Annotated in this window: 20 protein-coding genes; 5 read left to right on the top strand and 15 right to left on the bottom strand. The window is 31.8% G+C overall.

The window, feature by feature from the left end; translation table 11 throughout:
• Positions 1–72: 72 nt before the first annotated feature.
• Genes CW733_RS01160 through CW733_RS01150 form a run of 3 tightly spaced genes read right to left on the bottom strand, consistent with a single transcriptional unit; the run spans position 73 to position 2650 of the window.
• Positions 73–1098: a TrkA family potassium uptake protein gene (locus tag CW733_RS01160; RefSeq protein ID WP_100994924.1), complete on the bottom strand. Its 1026-nt coding sequence runs from the start codon at positions 1096–1098 to the stop codon at positions 73–75.
• Between the two features lie 4 nt (positions 1099–1102).
• Complete coding sequence (locus CW733_RS01155) at positions 1103–1330, bottom strand: PspC domain-containing protein (RefSeq protein ID WP_100994922.1); 228 nt, start codon at positions 1328–1330, stop codon at positions 1103–1105.
• A gap of 39 nt (positions 1331–1369) precedes the next feature.
• Positions 1370–2650 (bottom strand): DUF2851 family protein, encoded by a 1281-nt coding sequence (locus tag CW733_RS01150; protein ID WP_100994920.1) that lies wholly within the window; start codon positions 2648–2650, stop codon positions 1370–1372.
• Between the two features lie 194 nt (positions 2651–2844).
• On the opposite strand from CW733_RS01150, the gene CW733_RS01145 reads away from it, so the two are divergent.
• The 3 genes from CW733_RS01145 to CW733_RS01135 all read left to right on the top strand — a co-directional run bounded on the left by CW733_RS01145 (position 2845) and on the right by CW733_RS01135 (position 6123).
• Positions 2845–3246 carry a hypothetical protein gene (locus CW733_RS01145; RefSeq protein ID WP_100994918.1) on the top strand — a complete coding sequence of 134 codons (402 nt, stop codon included), beginning with the start codon at positions 2845–2847 and terminating at the stop codon, positions 3244–3246.
• Positions 3247–3407: 161 nt separating this feature from the next.
• Positions 3408–4856, top strand: coding sequence for an NAD(P)/FAD-dependent oxidoreductase (locus CW733_RS01140; RefSeq protein WP_100994916.1), 1449 nt, complete (start codon positions 3408–3410; stop codon positions 4854–4856).
• A gap of 139 nt (positions 4857–4995) precedes the next feature.
• Positions 4996–6123: a lipopolysaccharide assembly protein LapB gene (locus CW733_RS01135; protein WP_100994915.1), complete on the top strand. Its 1128-nt coding sequence runs from the start codon at positions 4996–4998 to the stop codon at positions 6121–6123.
• Positions 6124–6239: 116 nt separating this feature from the next.
• Here CW733_RS01135 and CW733_RS01130 read toward each other — a convergent pair whose 3' ends face one another.
• Both CW733_RS01130 and CW733_RS01125 read right to left on the bottom strand, forming a co-directional pair.
• Entirely contained in the window at positions 6240–7220 is a 981-nt protein-coding gene (locus tag CW733_RS01130; RefSeq protein ID WP_100994913.1) for a PLP-dependent cysteine synthase family protein, read from the bottom strand.
• A gap of 252 nt (positions 7221–7472) precedes the next feature.
• Positions 7473–8711, bottom strand: a complete 1239-nt coding sequence (locus CW733_RS01125) for an FtsX-like permease family protein (RefSeq protein WP_100994911.1) — start codon at positions 8709–8711, stop codon at positions 7473–7475.
• Between the two features lie 7 nt (positions 8712–8718).
• Between CW733_RS01125 and CW733_RS01120 the strand changes: the two genes are divergently transcribed.
• On the top strand, positions 8719–10029 hold the full coding sequence (locus tag CW733_RS01120) for an exo-beta-N-acetylmuramidase NamZ domain-containing protein (protein ID WP_232730381.1): 1311 nt from the start codon (positions 8719–8721) through the stop codon (positions 10027–10029).
• Here the strand turns inward: CW733_RS01120 and CW733_RS01115 are convergent, their stop codons facing one another.
• The 3 genes from CW733_RS01115 to CW733_RS01105 all read right to left on the bottom strand — a co-directional run bounded on the left by CW733_RS01115 (position 10030) and on the right by CW733_RS01105 (position 12852).
• Positions 10030–11034, bottom strand: coding sequence for a hypothetical protein (locus CW733_RS01115; RefSeq protein ID WP_100994907.1), 1005 nt, complete (start codon positions 11032–11034; stop codon positions 10030–10032).
• Positions 11035–11312: 278 nt separating this feature from the next.
• The gene (locus CW733_RS01110; RefSeq protein WP_100994905.1) at positions 11313–12149 is read right to left on the bottom strand and encodes a sterol desaturase family protein; all 837 of its coding nucleotides are present in this window, start codon (positions 12147–12149) and stop codon (positions 11313–11315) included.
• A gap of 208 nt (positions 12150–12357) precedes the next feature.
• On the bottom strand, positions 12358–12852 hold the full coding sequence (locus tag CW733_RS01105) for a YkgJ family cysteine cluster protein (RefSeq protein ID WP_100994903.1): 495 nt from the start codon (positions 12850–12852) through the stop codon (positions 12358–12360).
• Positions 12853–12964: 112 nt separating this feature from the next.
• Between CW733_RS01105 and CW733_RS01100 the strand changes: the two genes are divergently transcribed.
• Positions 12965–13672 carry a bifunctional 2-polyprenyl-6-hydroxyphenol methylase/3-demethylubiquinol 3-O-methyltransferase UbiG gene (locus CW733_RS01100; RefSeq protein WP_100994901.1) on the top strand — a complete coding sequence of 236 codons (708 nt, stop codon included), beginning with the start codon at positions 12965–12967 and terminating at the stop codon, positions 13670–13672.
• A gap of 378 nt (positions 13673–14050) precedes the next feature.
• Here CW733_RS01100 and CW733_RS16385 read toward each other — a convergent pair whose 3' ends face one another.
• The 7 genes from CW733_RS16385 to CW733_RS01070 all read right to left on the bottom strand — a co-directional run bounded on the left by CW733_RS16385 (position 14051) and on the right by CW733_RS01070 (position 22035).
• Positions 14051–14197, bottom strand: a complete 147-nt coding sequence (locus CW733_RS16385; RefSeq protein ID WP_157811514.1) for a hypothetical protein — start codon at positions 14195–14197, stop codon at positions 14051–14053.
• Between the two features lie 85 nt (positions 14198–14282).
• On the bottom strand, positions 14283–14429 hold the full coding sequence (locus CW733_RS16380) for a hypothetical protein (protein ID WP_157811513.1): 147 nt from the start codon (positions 14427–14429) through the stop codon (positions 14283–14285).
• A gap of 36 nt (positions 14430–14465) precedes the next feature.
• Positions 14466–14711: a hypothetical protein gene (locus CW733_RS01090; RefSeq protein WP_100994897.1), complete on the bottom strand. Its 246-nt coding sequence runs from the start codon at positions 14709–14711 to the stop codon at positions 14466–14468.
• Between the two features lies 1 nt (position 14712).
• A complete protein-coding gene (locus tag CW733_RS01085) occupies positions 14713–15240 on the bottom strand; it encodes a DUF2059 domain-containing protein (protein ID WP_157811512.1) in 528 nt (175 codons plus the stop codon).
• A 118-nt stretch (positions 15241–15358) separates the two neighbouring features.
• A complete protein-coding gene (locus CW733_RS01080; RefSeq protein ID WP_100994893.1) occupies positions 15359–16981 on the bottom strand; it encodes an amidohydrolase in 1623 nt (540 codons plus the stop codon).
• Between the two features lie 155 nt (positions 16982–17136).
• Positions 17137–18888 carry a TonB-dependent receptor gene (locus CW733_RS01075; protein WP_100994891.1) on the bottom strand — a complete coding sequence of 584 codons (1752 nt, stop codon included), beginning with the start codon at positions 18886–18888 and terminating at the stop codon, positions 17137–17139.
• Between the two features lie 123 nt (positions 18889–19011).
• Positions 19012–22035, bottom strand: a complete 3024-nt coding sequence (locus CW733_RS01070; protein WP_100994889.1) for a tetratricopeptide repeat protein — start codon at positions 22033–22035, stop codon at positions 19012–19014.
• Between the last annotated feature and the right edge of the window lie 6 nt (positions 22036–22041).

Here is a 22041-nt window from a genome sequence, read left to right as displayed (position 1 = left end):
TTTTTAGTTTAAGAACAGCAAGATGCAAAAAAATGCTGAGTTTATAAAATGGTAGTCGTTAAAATATTAACACTAATCTAAATCGTAGATAGAATTAAGCTCTTGTATTTGCTCTGGTCTTCCAAGAACAATAACCTTAGAATGTGGTACTAATTTTGTTTCGGCTTCTGGATTTACAATGTATTCTCCATCGCTTCCTTTAAAACCAATAACTGTACAACCAGTTTTGTTTCTCAAATCTAAATCCTTAATAGTCTGCACTTTATTAGACGTGTTATAGAGTTTATCTACATCTATTTCTTCAATATTTACATTTTCGTTTCCACCTACAGCTAGATTATCTATAAACTCGATTAAATCTGGAACTACAACTAAAGACGCCATGTGATCTCCACCAATTCTATCTGGTGAAATAACATTATTTGCGCCTGCTAATTTTAATTTTTGATAAGAGGTTTCACGAGAAGCACGACTAATTATGCATGCATTTTTATTTATTTGCCTCGCAGAAAGCACCACAAATAGATTATCTGCATCACTTGGCAAAGCCGAAATTAGTGTACCTGCTCTTTCTAAACCTGCTTGTAAAAGTATTTCATCTTCGTTAGCATTACCAAATACCATTGGTATTGTTTCACTCTGGAACTTCTCTATAATATCTTTATTTTTCTCTATAATTACAAATGGCTTTTTATAAGACATTAATTTTTTAGCCGCCTGTTTTCCATTACGTCCAAATCCACAGATAATAGTGTGATTTTTGAAACTATCAATTTTCTTTTGCATCTTTTTCTTTTTTAGCTCATCGAAGTTATTTCTACTAATAATATACTCGGTAATAATAGAAAGTGCGTAACCTACTATTACAACACTAGATAAAATTAAAAATACAGTAAATATTTTGGAGCTATCATCCAGCGGTTGCACCTCTCCAAAACCTACGGTTGTAATAGTAATAACCGTCATGTAAATAGCATCTACCCAAGAGTATCCTGAGATCATTTTAAATCCTAGGACACCTGTTAATAATACAAATATTAATAGCGCAATGGCTAAATATATTTTTGTTCTAAAAAATTTAAGTAGTGAATTCACCATTTTTTTACAAGTCGAAAACTGAGGATCTTTTAGTATATACGATATCTTTTATTCGCATCCAGAAAGCCATAAATAAATATAAAGCAAAACCGAAACCAACAGTTATAAATGTTAAATACATAAAAGAGGTACGTACAATTTTTGCACGAATACCTAACCTATCTGCTATTCGCTGACAAACATGATAACCATGCTTTTGAAAAAACAACAATGTATTTCGTGCTATTTGCATAGTGCAAGGTAATAAAACCTTTTCTATTTTAATTCTAAATTAGTTTGATATTTTATTAAGCAACTGATTCCCAATAGCACATTGCAAACATTTATTTTTATTACAATACTCTGTTTTAAGCTGAATTAAAGCTTGAGAGTCTAATGCAGATTTAGAAACCTTTTTTAAGCTATTAAATTTATTGACAATGCTATTTTTTTCTGAAGTTATTTGCTGAAGCAATTGCACAATGTCATCGTCTATAGATTTACCTAATTGTTTAGCATAGCTAAATTTTATAGGAATAATAGTATTGATTAACAGCAAATCTATAAAGGATTTTGTTAATCTCTTTTTTGATGATTTAGATACTTTACTAAAAGTATAGTGTGTTTCCCAAAAAACAGAAGTTTCTACAGAAAACAACTTATAGAAATCCTCTAAGGTTTTAGCTTCTATTATTTTTGAAAACACATTTTGATGTAAATAATACATATTCGCTAATTGTGATAAACGAATGGTTGGGAAATTTGGCGGTCGTAATCTAAAAAAATGCAGAGGTGTTACGTTTTTAGAAGACAAACTAAATTTTTGTTTTAAAAACTGATATTCTTTTTCTAGTGCTATAAAGTATGGTTCTTGGCAATCTTCTTTTAGTAATTCTGCTTGCCCAAATAATAAGGCTTCTAAACTTAGTAGTTTAGATTGCTGTTTTCTTATTATCGAAAAATCGAAAGAATTAGCAATACTAGCAAAAGCTTCACCATTTACTTTTAGCCCAAAGTTTTTAGATAACATTTTAAATAAAACAGCTTCCCAGTTATTAGTACTTTGTTCTAATACAATTGTAATATCGTTTGCTTTGCGCTCTAACCGTTCAAAATACAAACGCTCTAACCAATTAGAAATAGTAAATTCTGGAATTGATGCAAAATCGTTTTCACAATTCATCCACTTTTGAGTATTACTGAATAATTTCTGGTAGTTATTTAGTGCTTCTTTTGTTACGTAGTGTTTTAATTCTAGTGTTGGTATTTCTGTATTGTCTTTTCTAAATATTTCGGTGTCATGTTCCCAAACTACATGCATAATTACATTGTCGTAATTACTATCTGTTTCATGGTTATGTAAATACCAATCGCTAGATTTTATATGAATTTCTAAATTTCCTGCCCAAATCTGGCTTCCTATTTTTAATTGTGCATTAAAAAAGTCTGGTCCAGCGTTATGGTTATGCTCTCCTACGTTTATTAACGCAACCAATTCATCTTTTGTGGTTTTAAGATTAGTAGTCTCTAATTTTTTATGTTTCCAGAGGTAATGGAGAAAATCTTCTTGCATGTTTTAAATGTACGTATTTACTTAAACATTAAACTTTACTTTATAAAAAAATAGTCGAACTTCGTTTAATCCTGGAGTTTTTTTGGGAGTACAAAACATAACCACAACTCTAACACTAGATTCTGCATTAGTTATATTGATTGAGTTTATCTTATATTAAGGATTTGAACAACATTTGGCAGAAACCTAATACAATGAAAATAGAATATAACGAATCAGAAAACACAATTGAAATTAAAGATGGACTTAAAAATCAATATCTGATATTAAAGATTTTAATGATATTGAATTTAGCAAACGCTTTAACCCGTTTAATTGGACAGAATAAAACGGGATATGGAATAATTGAATATTTTTGGATTGCGATAGGAATTGTTTCTATAATTGCTCTCTATTTCTTTCTTTTCAAAAATTCCACAGCAGAGAAAATTAAAATCGGAGAAATTAAACGACTAAATGAAAAATCTGTATTTGGCAGAAAAAGATTCTCATTGGAATTAGATAACGGAAAAAAACGAATTTTAGGAAATTTCAAAAATGAATTTGAACTAGTTGAAATGCGTGAATTATTTACAAGAGTTGGAATTCCAAACTGATAAAAACGTTGCACAACAATCTATAAAAATAATTACTATTTTGGGCATAACGAAAGGTTGTCCCTCTTTTATTACGCCTGATTTTCCCTCAGAAAAATCTTAGCACACAAACACAAAACATTTTACACACAACAACATTGATATTTGGTTAAATAATAAAGATGAAAAACAAAGAGGCTATCTGGAATATATGTAAGGAATGTAAAGGGCGTGGCAAAAAGAGACGAAAATTACGCAAAAAAGCACGACTCAACTATCAGGAGGCATTAAGATTATTTGAAAAAACAAATAGTGTTAAAAAAGCACCTGTTCGCCCAAAAGGAAGCTTATATTCATGTTTAAATTGTAAAGGATCTGGCTTAGTTGCATCTACTAGTCATCCTGTAGCAGATACAGAAAACCATCCTCATGTTGCTATTATTGGTGGTGGTATTGGAGGAGTAGCTTTAGCTGTAGCTTGTTTACATCGTGGCATTCCTTTTACTCTTTATGAGCGCGATAATAACTTCGAAGCACGATCTCAAGGTTACGGCCTCACCTTACAACAAGCCAGTAAAGCTATTAAAGGATTAGGTGTTTTTGCGCTAAAAGAAGGTGTAATTTCAACAAGACATGTGGTTCATACTACAGAAGGAAAAGTTATTGGTGAATGGGGAATGAGAAAGTGGATACAGTCTGGTGATAAAAAATCTTCGAAGCGCACAAATGTACATATTGCACGACAATCTTTACGTTTAGCGCTACTTGAACAACTCGGTGGACATAATATGGTAAATTGGGGACATCAATTAGTAGATTTTAAGGAGTCTAAAGGAGAAAGTGTTGATTTAAGTTTTAAAGTAGATGGGAAATTAAAAATCGCTAAGGCAGACCTTGTGGTTGGAGCCGATGGTATTCGAAGTACTGTAAGAAAATTGTTAATTGGTGAGGCTATTAACCCATTACGTTACCTAGATTGTATTGTAATATTAGGTATTTGTCCTTTAGATACTCTCGATGGACTTGATAGTCCTTTGCTAGACTCGGAAACGGTATTTCAAACCGCTAATGGTAATGAGCGCATTTATATGATGCCTTATAACAATAACTCAATAATGTGGCAACTTAGTTTTCCAATAACAGAAAAGAAAGCAAAAGCGTTGAGTGCTATAGGACCTAAAGCTCTAAAAGAAGAAGCATCTAAAAGAACACAATGGCACGATCCCATTCCGCAAATTGTTGCAGCAACACTAGAAGCTCAAATTTCTGGTTATCCTGTATACGATCGAGAATTACTAGATATAGAATTATTAGATAAAGCTGGACCAGTAACTCTAATAGGAGATGCAGCTCATCCTATGAGCCCATTTAAAGGACAAGGTGCAAATCAGGCTTTGCTAGATGCGCTGGCATTGGCTCGAGGAATCTCAAGAGAATGTAGACCATTATCTCAATGGAGAAAAGCTGGAGTGAGGCAAAGCGTATTAACTACATTTGAATTAGAAATGCTAGAACGTAGTGCTTCTAAAGTAAAAGGTTCTGCAGAAGCTGCTAAGTTTCTACATTCTGAAATTGTACTTAAGGAAGGTGATGAACCTAGAGGAAGATGCTTAACGAAGAAAGACATATAATTCCCATTTAAATAGCTGTTTTCTTTAGCATTACAAACTTGACTTTGTCATTTTTTTCTACTAACTTCGTTTAACGTATGATATAAAACATTGAAACGATTTTATATCAACGAGACATTGTGTGTAATTAAAAACGAGCATGAATAAAATTATTATTATAGTATTGATTGGTTTAACAAGTCTTGTTGGCTATACACAAGAAGACTTTACAAATACTATAAAAACGCTATATGAAAACAAACAATATGACAAGATTATATCTGAATATTCTGGTAATGTAAAAAACTATTCAGCAAAAGCTGTTTATTATGTTGGAATGACATATTATAGCAAATCTGATTATAATAATTTCTTAAAATTAATAGACTTATCTATAAAAAAAGATAAAACAGATCCAGATACTTTTTTCAGCAAAGGTGTTTACTATAATTATAAAAGGAAGTTTTCTACTGCTATTAAATTATTAAAAAAAGCAATTAAATTAAACCCAAATGAAAGCAGTTATTTAGGTGCGCTTGGAAATTCATATTGCTTTTTAGGTAGGTCAGACAAAGCTCTTAGCCTTTATAAATCTGCAATAAAAAAAGAAAATCCTCCTGATTATATATTTACACAGATTCCTTTGGTTTATTTGATGAAAAATGACATAAAAAACGCAATCAAATCTTTTTATATTGCAAAGGATAATATCTCAAAAGATTCAGAATCTTATATTAATCTTATTAAAAATATTGCAAATCACGAACTGTTATCTAAGGAATACGACAAAGCACTAATTGCATTTAAAGAACTAAACGAATTACGCCCTAAAGGTTTTGGTTATTATTCTGAAATTATACAAGTTTATTATGCTAAAAAGGAATATAAAAAAGCTGAAACATATAAACAGAGATTATATGAAAACTACTCCAAAGACACATTAAATGTCTATCGAAAAAAATGGTTTTGCTTAGACAAATTCATTTGGAAAGACAAAAGAGTACATGCTATGGAATACTTTGCTGTAAAAGAAAATAAATATTTTTATAAGCATGTTTTTTATGTGTTAAACGAAAATGGAAAAGCTAAAATTACCATCCAGATGGAAAACGCACCCAATCCTGTTAAATCAGGCGAACCAAAATATAATCTTGGAATGGAAATCAATGGAACGCACACATCTTTACCATATAAATTTGATGAGAATTTTGACTATGATGAGTTAAAAAAAACGGTGATTCAAGTTCTTAACGAAAAGGTAAATGCCGATTTAAGCTCAAGAAGATGAAACAAAAAAAGCACAGTTTTAAAACTGTGCTTTTTGCTTTTTTATTATGAGATTCCTTTTTTTATTCTGTTAAAGCGATAAAGAGATTGCCACGTCCTTCGTCCTCGCAATGACGTTTACTCTATATAACCCATTTTACGCATCCAATCGTCGTTAAACATTTTACCTACATAACGTGAACCATGATCGTGAAACAATACAACAACAACATCGTCTTTAGTAAAGTGTTCTTTTAATTGTAACACACCTTTAATTGCTGCACCAGCAGAATTACCTAAAAACATACCTTCTTCTTTACTTAAACGCTGTGTGTAAACTGCAGCATCTTTATCTGTTACCTTAGTAAAACCATCGATAATATCGAAGTCTACATTTTTTGGTAAAATGTCTTCTCCAATACCTTCGGTTACGTATGGATAGATTTCTTTTTCGTCGAAAACTCCTGTTTCGTGGTATTTTTTAAATACTGAACCGTAAGTGTCTATTCCCCAAATTTTAATATTTGGATTTTGTTCTTTTAAATATTTACCAACTCCAGAGATTGTTCCTCCTGTTCCTACTCCAACTACAAAGTGTGTTATTTTACCATCTGTCTGTTTCCATATTTCTGGTCCTGTACTTTGGTAATGTGCTTTTGCATTACTTGGGTTATCGTATTGGTTTACGTACCATGAGTTTGGTGTTTCTTCGCCTAAACGTTTAGATACCGAGTAGTACGATCTTGGATCGTCTGGTTCTACTGCTGTTGGGCAAACTACTACTTCTGCTCCTACTGCTTTTAAGATATCTACTTTTTCTTTGGACTGCTTATCTGCCATTACAAAAATACATTTGTAGCCTTTTATAATTGCTGCTAATGCTAATCCCATTCCTGTATTTCCAGAGGTTCCTTCTATAATTGTTCCTCCTGGTTTTAATCTACCATCTGCTTCGGCATCCTCAATCATTTGTAATGCCATACGATCTTTTACCGAGTTTCCTGGGTTAAAGGTTTCGTATTTAGAGAGTACCAAACATGGTAACTCTGCTGTAAGTTTGTTTATTTTTACTAGTGGTGTGTTTCCTATAGTTTCAAGGATATTTTCTGCGTATTGCATGCTTTTTTTTATTTTACTTTTTCTTTTGCAAAAGTACTAAAATGGAAATATACTTTTGTTTCTTTTAACGTTCATTTTAAGTAAAGCTTAGCGCCACTGTAATTAAGGCTTAAACTAACCAAAATTTCAGGTTTAAATGACTAAACATAATTAATAAGCCTGCGTTAGGGATTGATGCGGCATCCTTTTTTGCCATTAAAAGCAAAAAAGATATAGCGGAAAGCGCGACCTTTAGGTAACGCCCAAAACATGCTACTCGAAACGAATGGCTTTTACTGGAGAAATTTTAGTGATAATGTACGATGGGATTAGCAACATTGCCAAGCAGAGTACAAATGTGCCGATGTTTAATAGTATAATATAGTCGAGACTTATGTATACTGGAATGGTGGTCATGTAATATTGCTCTGGGTTTGGGAAGCTTAGAAAGCCAAAATACTTTTGAGCAAATAACAGACTTAAACCTATTAGATTTCCCCAAAACAAACCTTTAATTATAAGATAGGTTGCGTTGTAAACAAATATTTTTCTTACGCTATTACTGCTGCTTCCTAGTGCTTTTAGTATACCAATCATTTGTGTGCGCTCGAGTATTAGGACTAGTAATGCGGTTATCATGTTAATGCCTGCAACTATAATCATGATACCAATGATACCAATAATATTTTTATCGAAAATACCAATCCACTCGAATACCATCCCGAATTTTTGCTTTACCGATTCTACGTTTAATGTTGAGGGCGTTTCTTGAAAAATGGCTTTTGTTTTTTGGTCTATAGCATCGAAATCGTCTATAAAAACTTCAAAATTGCCTATTTGGTCTGGCTCCCATTTATTTAAACGTTGAATGTGCTTGATGTCTCCAATGGCAAACAATTGGTCGAATTCTTTAAAACCTGAGTTGTAAATACCTATAATTTTATATGGCAAAATTCTTGGAGGCTTAGAGATATCTTCTCTTAAAAAGTAAGCGTTTACTGTATCTCCAATTTTTAGCTTTAGTCTTTTTGCAAAGTATTGAGATATTAAAAGGTCTTCATTTCGTTTTTGTGTAAAGTCTGGCAAGACACCTTCTACTAAGTATTCTTCTAGATATTGCCAATCGTAATCTGCTCCAACTCCTTTTATTACAACACTCTCGAAAGTATCCGGCTGCCTAAATATAGCGTGTTTTGTTGCAACACCTTGAAGGTGTTTTATGCCTTGTACACTACTAAAATCTGGATAAAAATCTTGATTTATAGATATTGGATTTTCGCTTTCTTGAGAATTATTAGTGTCGTAATTGGTAATGTTTATATGCCCATTAAAAGCGACTACTTTATCTCTTATTTTTTGTTGAAGTCCGATTCCTGTGGCAATTGCAATCATCATTACAATAATTCCCAAAGCAATTGCTACGATTCCAATTTTTATTATTGGTGCCGATATACTACTTTTATACGCTTTACTGTCAATAATGCGTTTTGCTATAAAATATTCGAAATTCAAAAAAGTTATGAGTGTACAATTAATGTGGTGTAAAAATACAGTTTTATTATTTCTTTTTTTAGGAATTTCTTGTGGAAAGGCTAATAAGTTTGATGCTATTGGTAAGAAGGCTGAAGTAAGAAATGAGAAAACGGAAGCAACTGTACAAAATGATGGTGCTAGTAATGAGATTCTAAATCAAACACAAAATGATGTTATTATTGGTGCAAACCAGACTGAAGCGTATTTAAAGCTTTTAGAAGGTAAGCGTGTTGGTGTTGTGGCAAACCAGACTTCTGTTATTTTTAAGGATAAAATTACTTCATCAAGTACTCTTGATAATGACAGATACATTCATATAGTAGATTCTTTAATTTCTAATAAAGTAAATATTAAAAAAGTATTTGCTCCAGAGCATGGTTTTAGAGGTAAAGCTGATGCTGGAGAAATTGTTAAAGATGGTTTAGATACCAAAACTGGCTTGCCTATAATTTCTCTCTACGGGAAAAACAAAAAGCCTTCTGCAGCCCAATTAAAAAATTTAGATGTTGTGGTTTTCGATATACAAGATGTTGGTGCACGTTTTTACACTTACATTTCTTCGCTACATTATGTTATGGAAGCTTGTGCTGAAGCTAATATTCCTGTTATTATTTTAGATAGACCAAACCCAAATGGACATTATGTAGATGGGCCAATTCTAGAAAAAGAACATAAGAGTTTTATTGGCATGCATCCTATTCCTGTGGTTCATGGTATGACGATTGGAGAATATGCACAAATGATTAATGGTGAAAGTTGGTTAGATAACGCTATAAAATGTGAACTTACGGTTATTAAAATGAAGAACTATTCGCATAATTACGCTTATAGTCTACCTATTAAACCGTCTCCAAACTTACCTAATGATATTGCTATAAATTTATATCCTAGTCTTTGTTTTTTTGAAGGTACAAATGTTAGTGCTGGACGAGGAACCAAATTACAGTTTCAAATTTATGGCTCTCCTTTTTTACCAAAATCTGATTTTAGTTTTACACCGCAACCTAACTTTGGTTCTAAGTACCCTAAGCACGAAAACAAGGCTTGCAATGGTTACAATCTAACAAAAGAACAAAAGTTAGGTGAGATAGATTTAAGCCACTTAATTAATGCTTATAATACTACGAGTGATAAAAGTAAGTTCTTTTTATCTAATGGCTTTTTTACAAAGCTTGCAGGTACAAAACAACTGCAGAAACAAATTGAAGCTGGCGAAACTATAGAAAACATAAAAGCCACCTGGAAAGATGGCTTAGATAGTTTTAATGCAATGCGAGCTAAATACTTACTCTATTAATTAGTTTTCGTATCGTGTTCCATTAGGACGTAGATTATTAGCTCTATAATCTTCACGAGTTTGTTTTTCTATAGTCTTATCGTTATCTGGTTGAGAAAGATTGTAAGTAACCTTTTTAACCTCTATTAAAGTGGTAGGTTGCTTTTCTGGGCTTTTTTGTACTACCTCAGCAACAGGATTATCTTTTTCATTTTTAAGTCGTGCAATTCTTTTTGCCTCTTCTCTTTCGGCAGCTATTTCAAACACATTTTTTTTATTCACATTAGAAACCACTCTTGTTTCTTTTTCTTTACGAGTTCTTGCTGGTATTTTAGCTATTATTTCCTCTTTAGCTACTCTAGGTTTTGCAACCGCAACAGCAGTATCTACTTCTTTTTTCTCTCTTGACTTAACATCACGAGCATCTTCTTTCTTCTCACTTGGCTCAACAACAGCAACACGAGTATCCTTTTTCTTCTTTCTTGACTTAACAACTTCAACACGAGTATCTGCTTTCTTCTCTCTTGACTTAACAACTGCAACACGAGTATCTTCTTCTTTAGTTACTTGTGGTTTTTTCTTAAGTGGCTTAATGTTTCTAGCTATTTGCTCTTCTTCACTTAAACTAGATCTTAAAATACTTTCTTCTAAATCATCAATAGCATTTTTAGGTCTTGGTATATCTTCTACACGTTTTACACCTAGAGCAATAATTTTATCCTCTCTATACACAGCAATAGTATACCTTCCTTTTTTTAAGTGATATAAAGGAATTTTAATTTCTGGCGCATCAACATCTATAATTATAGAATCTTTTTCGTCGTGACTTAAAAAAGTAACACGCAAAATATTTTTATCACTTTTAAGTGTTAATGTATCTAATGTAAAGTTTAGCAACTGCTCTAAACCTGCTGCATCTTTATTGATATTTTTTTGAATATTTGTAAGTGCTTGTTGTTGCCCATAGGTAAACAAGCTTGAAAGTAAAGCAAATGAAAGTAGGGTTAGCACTTTTAGGTTTTTCATGACTGATTTTTTTTTCTAATTTATTGAATTTTGCTAAAAATCAATTAGTTTCAGGGAGTACAAAAGTAAAGCAAATAGCACTTTTAGCTTAGTATTTGATATATAAATTAGGATAATTTAGTCGAAAAGCATAATATACTCGGTTAACTGCAACTTTATCTGATAATCAATCATATAACCAATAAATAGCTTTAATTACTAACTATTATACAATGATTATACCGGAAAACAAATAATAAACAACTTACAAAGCGTTAGAGTGAAAATTTAAAAATATTCTATTTCGTAATTTGATTGGTTGGTTTTCTATATTTATGAAAAGGTTGTTTTAAAAGATGCTTTAAACTTGCATTTTCTTCTGCATTTGGAAACGTATCTACTCCGTAAACAATTTCGGTTCGATCTAAATGCATATAAGTACCAAAAATGCGATCCCATATTGAGAATATATTTCCGTAATTAGAATCTGTATATGGCAGCTTATAATGATGGTGTACTTTGTGCATATCTGGTGACACAATTATATAACTTAATAGTTTATCTAACTGCTTTGGCATTTTAATATTGGCATGCGTAAACTGTGTAAATATTAGTGACATAGATTGATATAGCATTACAATACCAATTGGTGCACCTATTATAAAAACACCTGCTAAGGTGAATATAAAACGAATAACACTTTCTAAAGGATGGTGTCTATTTGCAGAAGTTGTATCTACTTCATGATCGCTATGGTGTACCAAATGTACCATCCACAACACACTAATTTTATGTTCTGTAAAATGCGCCAAATAAGCACCTACAAAATCTAAAAGTAAAACACCTAAAACTACATATAACCAAAACGGCATTTCTGGAAGCCAATTAATAATACCAAAGTTATTTGTAGTTACCCAATCTGCAGTTTCTAATAAAGCAAAGGCTAATGCGAAATTAATTATTATAGTTGTTAGCGTAAAGAATAAGTTAGGCAATGCATGCTTCCATTTTTTATACTTGAAATTAAATAATGGTAAAATGCCTTCTAATAGCCAGAATAAAGTAATACCTCCAACTAGAAGAATACTTCTATGCAGTGTAGGTATATTTTCGAAATAGGTGATTATGTTTTCCAAATTAGAATTTTTCTTTAAAGATAATTAAATTTTATCTCGAAGGTTAAGTACTAAATTTTTACACTGAAATTTGCAGAAGACACACAAAGGGATTACTCTTGTTTTTTATATTCTATATTCCTATTCTTTCTTAAAGTAAGAGAAACAGTTTTGAAATTACTCTGCTTTGCTTATTCTTATTTAACTGAATACTGTCACTTTAACTAACCTACAACTTAATCAGTTCCTTCATTTTCTCTACAATATTGAAAGCGGCAGGACAAATTGCAACATTTTGCATTGTTAAATTAGAGATTTGCTGAAACTTCTTTCTATCTGTATGTGGGAACTCGCTACAAGCTTTTGGTCTTACTTCGTAGATTGAGCAATAATTATCGGCTCCTAAAAAAGTACATGGCACACTTTGTAATACGTAATCGTTGTCTTCATCTACTCTTAAAAACTGATCTACAAATTTTTGAGTTTTCATTTTAAAATGCTTCGCAATTCGATCTACATCCTTATCTGTAAATAAAGGTCCTGTGGTTTTGCAACAGTTAGCACATTCTAGACAATCGGTTTTTTCAAACTCTTCCTCATGCAATTCCTGCATGATATAATCCAATTTTTTTGGCGGCCTTTTTTTAAGCTTAGTAAAAAAGGATTTATTTTCCTTATGCTTATCTTTGGCGAGCTTTGGAAGATTATTGATAATGTCTTGCATTATGCGAAAATAAGATTTTCGTAATTATGAAGTGTATATGAACGAAATAATCTTTAAAAGAGAACTACTAATTAGTAAATTGCCATGACGAAAGTCTCGCAATGATAATCATATGAAAAAAGACTTATTCGGAAAAGCATTATTAGATTTTTATAACGGAAATACCTCGGAAGACATTATTACGTCTACAAATATTTCTGATGAAGATATTTTGCCTCTAGATTATTTATTTAGAAATTATGCTGAAATGCCAAAACTTGAAAAAGAAGCACTAAAACTTGCCAAAGGAAGCATATTAGATGTTGGTTGTGGCGCTGGAAGTCATAGTTTACACCTGCAACAAGAAGGTTTCAATGTAAAAGCGATAGACATCTCTAAAGGCGCTATTGAAATCTGTAAAAAGCGAGGCGTTTTAAATGCTGAATTATTGCCACTTTTAGACGAAAAAGAAACATTCGATACTATCCTTTTGTTAATGAATGGTACTGGCATTTTTCAAACTGTAATAGCTTTACCTAAATATTTAGCGCATTTAAAAAGTTTATTGAATGCTAATGGTCAAATTCTAATAGATTCTTGCGATATTAAATACATGTACGAAGATGAAGATGGTGGCTTTTGGCAAGATCTAAACTCTGGTTATCATGGTGAGTTAGATTATTTTTTAAGCTATAAAGGAGAAAAAGAAGCACCAATGAAATGGTTATACCTTGACAGTAGCACTTTAAATACTGCTTGCGCTTCGGTTGGGTTGCATTGTGAAATTGTAGCTAAAGGAGAGTATTTCGATTATTTAGCAAAGCTGTATGTTAAATTATAAAACTTAACAATATCTTGAAGATCTTCTTTTACAAATTCTTTTTTATCAATTTTATTTTTTAACACTGTACAATTTTTAAAATAATCCATTGCTCTTTTTCTAAAAGACTTGGTTAAACTTATTTGATTAAAAATTTTTGACTTTTCACCAGCTTTTAAAAACATCACTTGATTGTGGCTTCCCATATAACCAGGAATATAAACTGGAGCAGCTCCAGGAGCTCCTGTTGCTCCATTCTAAACACCATCAGACTGTACAGCTACAGTTCTACCTACTAATCTTAAATTACCATCGACCATAAGCTCTACAAAGCCTAGTTTGCTTTGCTTTGCTTTTTATTTAAAAAAACGGGAATGTATTTTTCTACTCTCGTTTTCTCTACTTTTTTTCTCCTACTTTTTCTTTGTAGGTTACAGTAAAAACAACTTGCTCAATTTCTTTTGGTAAATATTTAGATTTCTTAGCTTTTTTTTCCTTTCTAAACTTAAGTTTTTCCTTACCCAAATTAATACCATTAGACATCATTACTAAAGAAGCTCCTCCTTTTAAAATGATTCCATTTTTTAAGGTTACTTCTGCTTTTGTCCAACCGTATTGTGCGAAAGCAAAACTAGTTGATATAAGTAATACTAGAGTAAGTAGTAGTTTTTTTATTTAAATTAGCAATTTTATAATAATCTGTTTGAACACCTTTCTCTATTAAAGTCATGTTATTTAAACTAAGAAACTTAATGTCTGCTATTATTGTTTCTAACATGTAAGTGTATTTCAGTTTGAATCTTTTTCTTTTTTTTTATATCTCAACTAAAAGATCATGATTTGAAATTAAAATTTTTTCATCTTCACCTTCTTTAGGTTCATAACTTATTTCTAAATCTCCTTTACTTTTTGTAAATGAATAAATAAAAACCTTACTAGAATTTCCATTAACAGCTTTCCATTTACCAGAGATTAATTTGGTAACATGAACAACTCTTTTACAACAGTCTAGTTTTTGAAAGCGAACTAGGAATGAGCAAAAATAAATTATTGATTTCACTCTACAAATTATAACCTTTCTCAGATAATAAAGCAATGACTCCACGATAAACACCACTACTCCACATCTCGGAAATCCTGCTCATAGACTCGTTCATAGAATCTTGAGAACCTAAAATTTTCTGTCCTGTATCGCTTTTATAAAACTCATTTAATATTACCTTATCGCCTTCTGATAATCCATCTTTTTTAAACATGCTCTTTCCTGCTTTAGAAGCATATAAAGTATTCATCTTTTTTACATCTTCATGCGTAAAATGCCCTCTGTATGCAGATACCATCATTTGTGCTAATTCGTCCATTGCTACAGATTTACCTTTTTTTACCTCTGTCCATATTGCATCTGGCACTTTTTTATCTGTAAACTGAACTTTTAACATTTGATACATTTGTTCCATTACATCATCATAATAAGACATTGTTCCGTTGCTTATAACGCACTTTTTAACGTCTTCACTATAGGCATCTACTTGCGCAAAACTGGTTACCGATACGCTTAAAAATAATAGTAGTGTAAAAATATTTTTCATGTGTTTTTCTTTATTTTTTTTTAATGACCACATGCTGTTCGCTGTTAATAAACCTTCTTGGCGAAGAAACTTTGAACATGCTCGCTTTATTAATTTTTGTTTTGTTTTCTAAAATCAATTATTGTGCCACACCATTAATATAGGTTTGTTGCACTTTTGTTAAAGGTATTTTTTCTTCAGGAATTTCCATAATATCCTGATTTAATATTACATAATCGGCATATTTACCAGCTTCAATACTTCCTTTTTCTAGGTCTTCAAAATTAGCATAAGCAGCCCAAATAGTCATTCCTTTTAAAGTTTCTTTTCTAGACAATGCATTTTCTTTTTGAAATCCGTTTTCAGGAAATCCTTTCAAATCTTTTCTTGCTACAGCTGCATAAAATGTTAAAAACGGATTGACTTGTTCTATAGGAAAATCGGTACCTAAGGCAACTCTTCCGCTTTTTTCTAATAATTTTTTGTAGGCATAAGCACCTTTTACACGTTCTTCTCCTACTCTATCTTTTGCCCAATACATATCGCTTGTTGCATGTGTTGGTTGGATAGAAGGTATTATGTTTTCATTTTCAAAATAATCGAAATCATTATCTGTAATCACTTGTGCATGCTCTACTCTCCAACGCTTATTGTTTTTGTTCGCTAACGTTTTTTTATACGTTTTTAAAACAAAACTATTAGCCGAATCTCCTATGGCATGTGTATTCATTTGGTAACCTGCATTCTCGATTTTAAGCGCTAATGCTTTATAATCATCTGTTCCAATTACCATAGAGCCAAAATGATTATGCTCATCGTTATAAACCTCTTTTAAGGCTGCTCCACGAGAACCTAAAGCACCATCTGCATATACTTTTACAGATTGTACGTTTAGTCTTTTTGTTTTAATTTTACCTTTATTTAAATAGTAGTCCAAATTATCTTTAGTATTGCTAACCATTGCGTATACTCGCATTTGCAAAGTATTCGTTTTTTGTAAACTATCTATTAACTCAATCACTTGCTTATCCAGTCCAGCATCACTTACCGTTGTTAAACCTAAATTGGTACAGAATGTTTGCGCATCTAATAAAGCATGAATCTGTTGTTTACGTGTTGGCTTAGGAAAAATGGCTTGTACCAATTCCATAGGATTATCAATAAGAATTCCGGTAAGTTCTCCATTTTCTACTTTTATTTCACCTCCTATAACTTTAGTTTTTACAGTAATATTAGCCATATCTAAAGCCACTTGATTACACAACATTGCATGACCATCTATTCGTGTTATAGCTACTGGAATATCTGGATATAATTGATCTAAAAGTGTTTTGTTTGGATACGTTTTATCTTCCCAATCGTTTTGATCCCAACCTCTTCCTTTAATAAATGTGGTGTTTTTTTTATTCTGAAAATCGATAACACGTTTCATTACGTCATCAAAACTTGTTGTACCTACTAGATTCACCGTTTGCTTGGTTAAGCCTAAACCATAAAAATGACAATGTGCATCTATTAAACCAGGCACAATAGTTTCGCCTTTGGCATCAATAATTTCTTTAGCTGAATAGTTTTGTTGTATTTCTGAAGTGCTTCCTATGGCTTCAAACTTTCCATCTTTAATAGCAAATGCTTCCGCTTTAGCGAAATCGGAATCTACGGTGTAAACATTAGCGTTTATTACTATAGAGTCTACTTCTGTTTTCTTGTTACCACAACCAAAAGTTGTAAGAAGTATTAAACTGAATAAAAGGCTTTTCATATTAATAATTTTTGAGGTATAAATATAGTAATAAAAAAACGTCCTCTAATATGGAGGACGTTTTTGAAATGAAATAAAATTACTTCTAATTAATTTGCTTAATTATATTCCTAATGTGTGAGATTACTTCGTACCTCGCAATGACTAAACAACTATTAGAAATCAAACTTATAAGTTCCTCCAGCTAAAAATTGAATGCCTTGAACTGGCGTGTTTTTCCACTTGTTGTAATTTTCTCCAATAAGATTGTTTCCTTTTACAAATACCGAAATACGATCGTTTACATGATAACCAACATGAACGTTAGCATCGAAATAACTATCTAAAGTTACTATTTGCGTTTCGTTTATAAGGTTAGGCAAACTTGGGTTTTCTATATCATTAAACCCAGTTAAATCTTTACGTTCTCCAACAAAGAACAAGTTTGCGCCTGCAAACCAATTCTCGTTAATTTGATAATCCATAAATAAAGTTCCTTTTATTTCTGGTAAATTCCAAGCTTCAGCTTCGTTCTTTGTGTTATACACGAAATATTCACCTTTAACTCCTAAAGTGAAGTTTCTATTTATATCTACACTTAACTCTGCTGATACTCCTAGAGTTGTAACATCATCATAAGTTACACCAAACGAATTACCATAATGGTAACTTTCATCATTATTAAAACCGTAAGGCACTAAATTATTTTGAAATAAGGCTTTACTCTTCTCCGATTTATAACTACCACTAACCGAATACCCAATAGTGTTTGAAAGCTTCCCTCTTAAACCTGCATAAGCATTGTATTGCTGGTCTGTTGGTGTAATAAACAAGGTTGGTGATACAAATGCATTTTCTGTTGCAAAATCGTAATAAGAGTTCTGAATCAAACCACCTTTTACACCTCCAAAGGCAATAACATACTCGTCTACTAAACGATAGCTTGCACTAATATTTGGGTAGATAAAGAAACTACTTTTACTGGCTTCGGTATCGTTTAAATAGGTTAATGTTACACCTAGGTTTACGGTTAAATCGTCTTTTTTAATTTGATACGTTGGAGCTAAACCTACTTGAATGTTTCCGTAGTTTATTTTAGTAGCATCAAAATAATTTCTATCGAAACTGCCACCTAAATAATCTAAACTTAAAACCGTAGAAACAGCTTCGTCTCTAACAGGAATATCTGCAGTACCACTTAACTTAAGTCTATTCTCTCCAGAGCCTTGGTTATCTCCAAAACGTCTAAACAAGATATCTGCTCCTTTAAAAATACCGTCTTCAATATTTAATGCTCCAGAAATATGAGCATCTGTAAAGTTATGGCTCACATCTAAAGAATCTGCAGTAGCTTGGTTAAATAACGGTTGCTGCAAACCATACCAATTGTAAGATTGTAAGCCAAAACCTCCAGCAACAGTCCAATCTAAATCGTTAGTTAATTTACTGTAGCTTAAATCTATTTTAGAATCTAAAAAATTATCATCTGTAAGCACTCCATCAATACCACCTTGAGAAGAGTGATGACTAACGTGTGCACTAACATTTTCGCCACTATTAAGCTCATGATTTAAGTACACTTCGCCTACAATAGTAGTATATGTGCCAACTCCTAAAGTGGCATAATTATCGTATAATTTTACTTTTTTTGCTTTATCTACAACTGCTGCTTTACCTTTTGCAGGTGTAAATGTTGATGCTACAGGAAATGAAAAAATATTATATTTCACTTCTTTCTTTGTTGCAGTTTCTGCATCGTCTAACGTAGGTGTTTCCTTTACTTTAAATGCGTCTGAAATTGTTGGCGCATATGGTTTTATAACGTTAATAACATCTGGATTTAACGTGTCTTGCTCGCGTTCTTGTGCGAACATTAGCGTTGTAGTTAATGCTGCTATAATTAATAAGAATTGCTTTGTTTGAAACATATATTCTCTTTTGTTTTTTCTGTCATTCCTGCGAAAGCAGGAATCTATATTAATTCTTGTTATTGTTTGGATTCCTGCCTGCGCAGGAATGACAAAGCTGTGTGTTTTTTTAATTCTGAAATACTAATCCTCAGTTTCTACTGAAGCATTGGTTTTCGCTTGTTCTGTTTTTATTTTACTTAATTCGGTTTGAGCTTCAGTTACAACCTCTGGGAAATCTTTAAAATTCTTGATTACACTTTCTAAAATATAAGTTGCTTGAAAAGCATCTCCTAAAGCATATTGGTTTTTTGCCATAACAATTAATCCTTTTGCACCATAGAACTTATAACCAGAATAGTCTTTAGCTAAACGTTGTACTACTGTGTTTGATGCAGCATAACTGCTTTCTTTATTTTTAAAATAAGCGTTATAGTATAATGCTTCGGCTGCTGTTTCTCCAGTTGCAGTTAATTCTACATTAGCGTAAGCAGATTTTGCTTTAGCTTCATCGCTAGTCTTAATTGCCGAACGTGCAATAATAACGTAAGCATCACTTTTTATTTTATTATCTAAGTTTAAATTACTCAGTACTTTTTCCGCGTAAGCGACAGCTTCTGTATATTTATTTAATTGATAATTTGCTTGCATTAAATTAGATTGAGCAAACAGACTGTTTTGCGGAAAATTAGCTTCGGCTTCCAAACGTTTTAAAGTAGGTATTGCTTCGTTCCAGTTTTTCTCCTCTAATGTTATTTGAGACAAACGCAATAAAGCTTCTTCGGTAAATTCGCTTTGAGATGCATCTACAACTGCTTTATAATGTGGTTTTGCATTTTCTTTCAACTCTTTTTTGAAATACAATTGTGCTAAATAAAAGTGTGATTGGTTTGCATGTAACCCATTATTAAAATCGTTTAAATAACGATTAAATAACTTAATAGCATCGTTTGTATTACCATCTAAATACTGCTTTTCTGCAGATTGGTACGTTGCATTATCTAAATCTCCATCTGCAACTTCTACATAATCTAAGGTTTGCACCCAAACTGCGTATTCGTCTACACGACCTAAATCTATATAAATTAAACGTGCTGTTGCTACTGCTTGATTAGCTTCTTGAGAATTAGGGAAATCTCCAGCTACTTTTTTAAATTTAGTTAAAGCCTTCTCGTTATCATTTTTGTTATAGTGTACTAAACCTTGACGCAATAATGCTTTTGAAGTAAAAGACCCATTGTTATATTCTGAAATTAATTGACTGTACATAGCAACACCTTTATCTGCATTACCAGATTTTACATAAGCATTACCCAAAGTGTACATAGCATCGTCACGTAATTTTGAGCTTGGATATTTAGAAATGAAAGTTTCTAGCTCTGAAATTTTCTTATCTGTTTGCCCTAAATAACCATAACTCATCGCTTTTTGAAAGAATGCGTAATCCATTTCAATTTTATTAACGCTTAGCGCTTCGCTATACATTGTAATGGCATTTTCGTAAGCACTTGTTACAAAATAACTATCTGCCAAACGTAAATAGGCATCGTTTAATCTTACTTTATCTTCTTTGTTATTAGTCGTGAAGTTTTTGAAGTATTGAATGGCTTGATCGTGATTTTTTTGCTTAAAGTAAGTGTAAGCTAAATTATAATTTAAGTTTTTATATTCTGGCGTTTGGTTAGCATCTGTTTGCTGCTGAAACTGTTTAAAACCAATTAAAGCATCATCGTAATTTGTTAAGTTATAATCGGCTTCTGCTTTCCAAAATGTTGCTCTTGCAGTATACTTTGCATCTTGAGATTCGCCAATTGAAGCATCGAACATTTTTTCGGCTTCAACATAATTGCTTTCGTTATACAACTCTATTCCTCTGTAATACGTTACTTTTTGGTAAGCTACTTTATTTTCGAAACTCTTTTTTCCTTTTAATAAGACTAAAGCTTCTTTATAGTTTTTGGAAGTAATATAAGAATCGATTAATAAAGTTTCTAACTCTTCTTTGTAATTTGTTTCTGGATATTTATCTAAATAGCTCGCCAATACTTGAGGAACCGATTGGTATGGATTACCAATTTCGTAACTAATTTTAGCGTAGTTAAGCCATGCGTCTTCCTGGATTTTTAAATCGTAATTCATTTGCGAAGCATTTCTAAAAGCATTTAAAGCTTCTTGCTTTTTATCTAAACTCACATAACTTTCGCCTAAATGGTAATATGCGTTTTGTGCTACACTATTATTACCATCAATAATTTTATTGAATTCTGAAATGGCTTTTTCGTAATCTTTTTGCTTGTAATAAGCATAACCCAATTGGTAGTAATCTGTGTTGTTCCACTTACCATTTTTGCCTTTATATTGGGTTAAATAAGAAATGGATTCTGCATATTTTTCTAAATTGAAATAACTCTCTCCAACAATTTTATTGAGTTCGGATATTTCCTCTTCCTCGTTAGTTTTCTCTAATTGCGCTTTTGCTAATTCTATTGCTTTTTCAAACTTACCTAGTTTAAAATTTAAATCTGCTTGATAATAACTAAGCTTTTCTTTGTATTTATCTTCGCCTTCAACTTGTGTAAAATATTCGTTTGCTTTATCGTAATCATCACCTTCATAAGCCATAAAACCAATATAGTATTTAGCTTGTGACCCATACTTTTGAGAGTTTTCTACTCTATTTAAATATTTTTTAGCTGCTTTATAATTTTTGGAAGAAAAAGCAGTGTAACCTCTATTGAAATTAAATTTTTCGCGTTCGGTTTGAGATAGCGAATTTTCGTCTACTTTACTATACCATTTTTCAGAGTATGCAAATTTTCCATTTTCGAAATAATAATCTGCAACATCTACAAAGGCTGTGTTTTTTTTAGTACTTGTAGGATAATCTTCTACAAACTCCTCTATTAATGTATCTGCATTTTTCTGGTTTAATCGCACTGCACAATTTGCAATATAATAAGTACAGTCCGACTCTATAGCTTCGCCTTTAGACGTTTTTTTAATTTGCTTAAAAGCGGCTTGAGCAGCTAAGTATTGCTGATTATTATATAACGATAATGCTTTTTGATAGGCAACGAAATCGTTTGTGTAAGTCGCAGATTGTTGTGCAAAAGAAACTAATGTAAAACTTAAGGCTACAAATAGTGATAAAATATGTTTTTTAGTCATTGACTA

This window comes from Lacinutrix sp. Bg11-31, from assembly GCF_002831665.1.
In the GTDB taxonomy this organism is placed as follows: Bacteria; Bacteroidota; Bacteroidia; order Flavobacteriales; family Flavobacteriaceae; genus Lacinutrix.
Note: the sequence above shows the minus strand (reverse complement) of the source record. Positions and strands in the feature narration are given on the sequence as shown.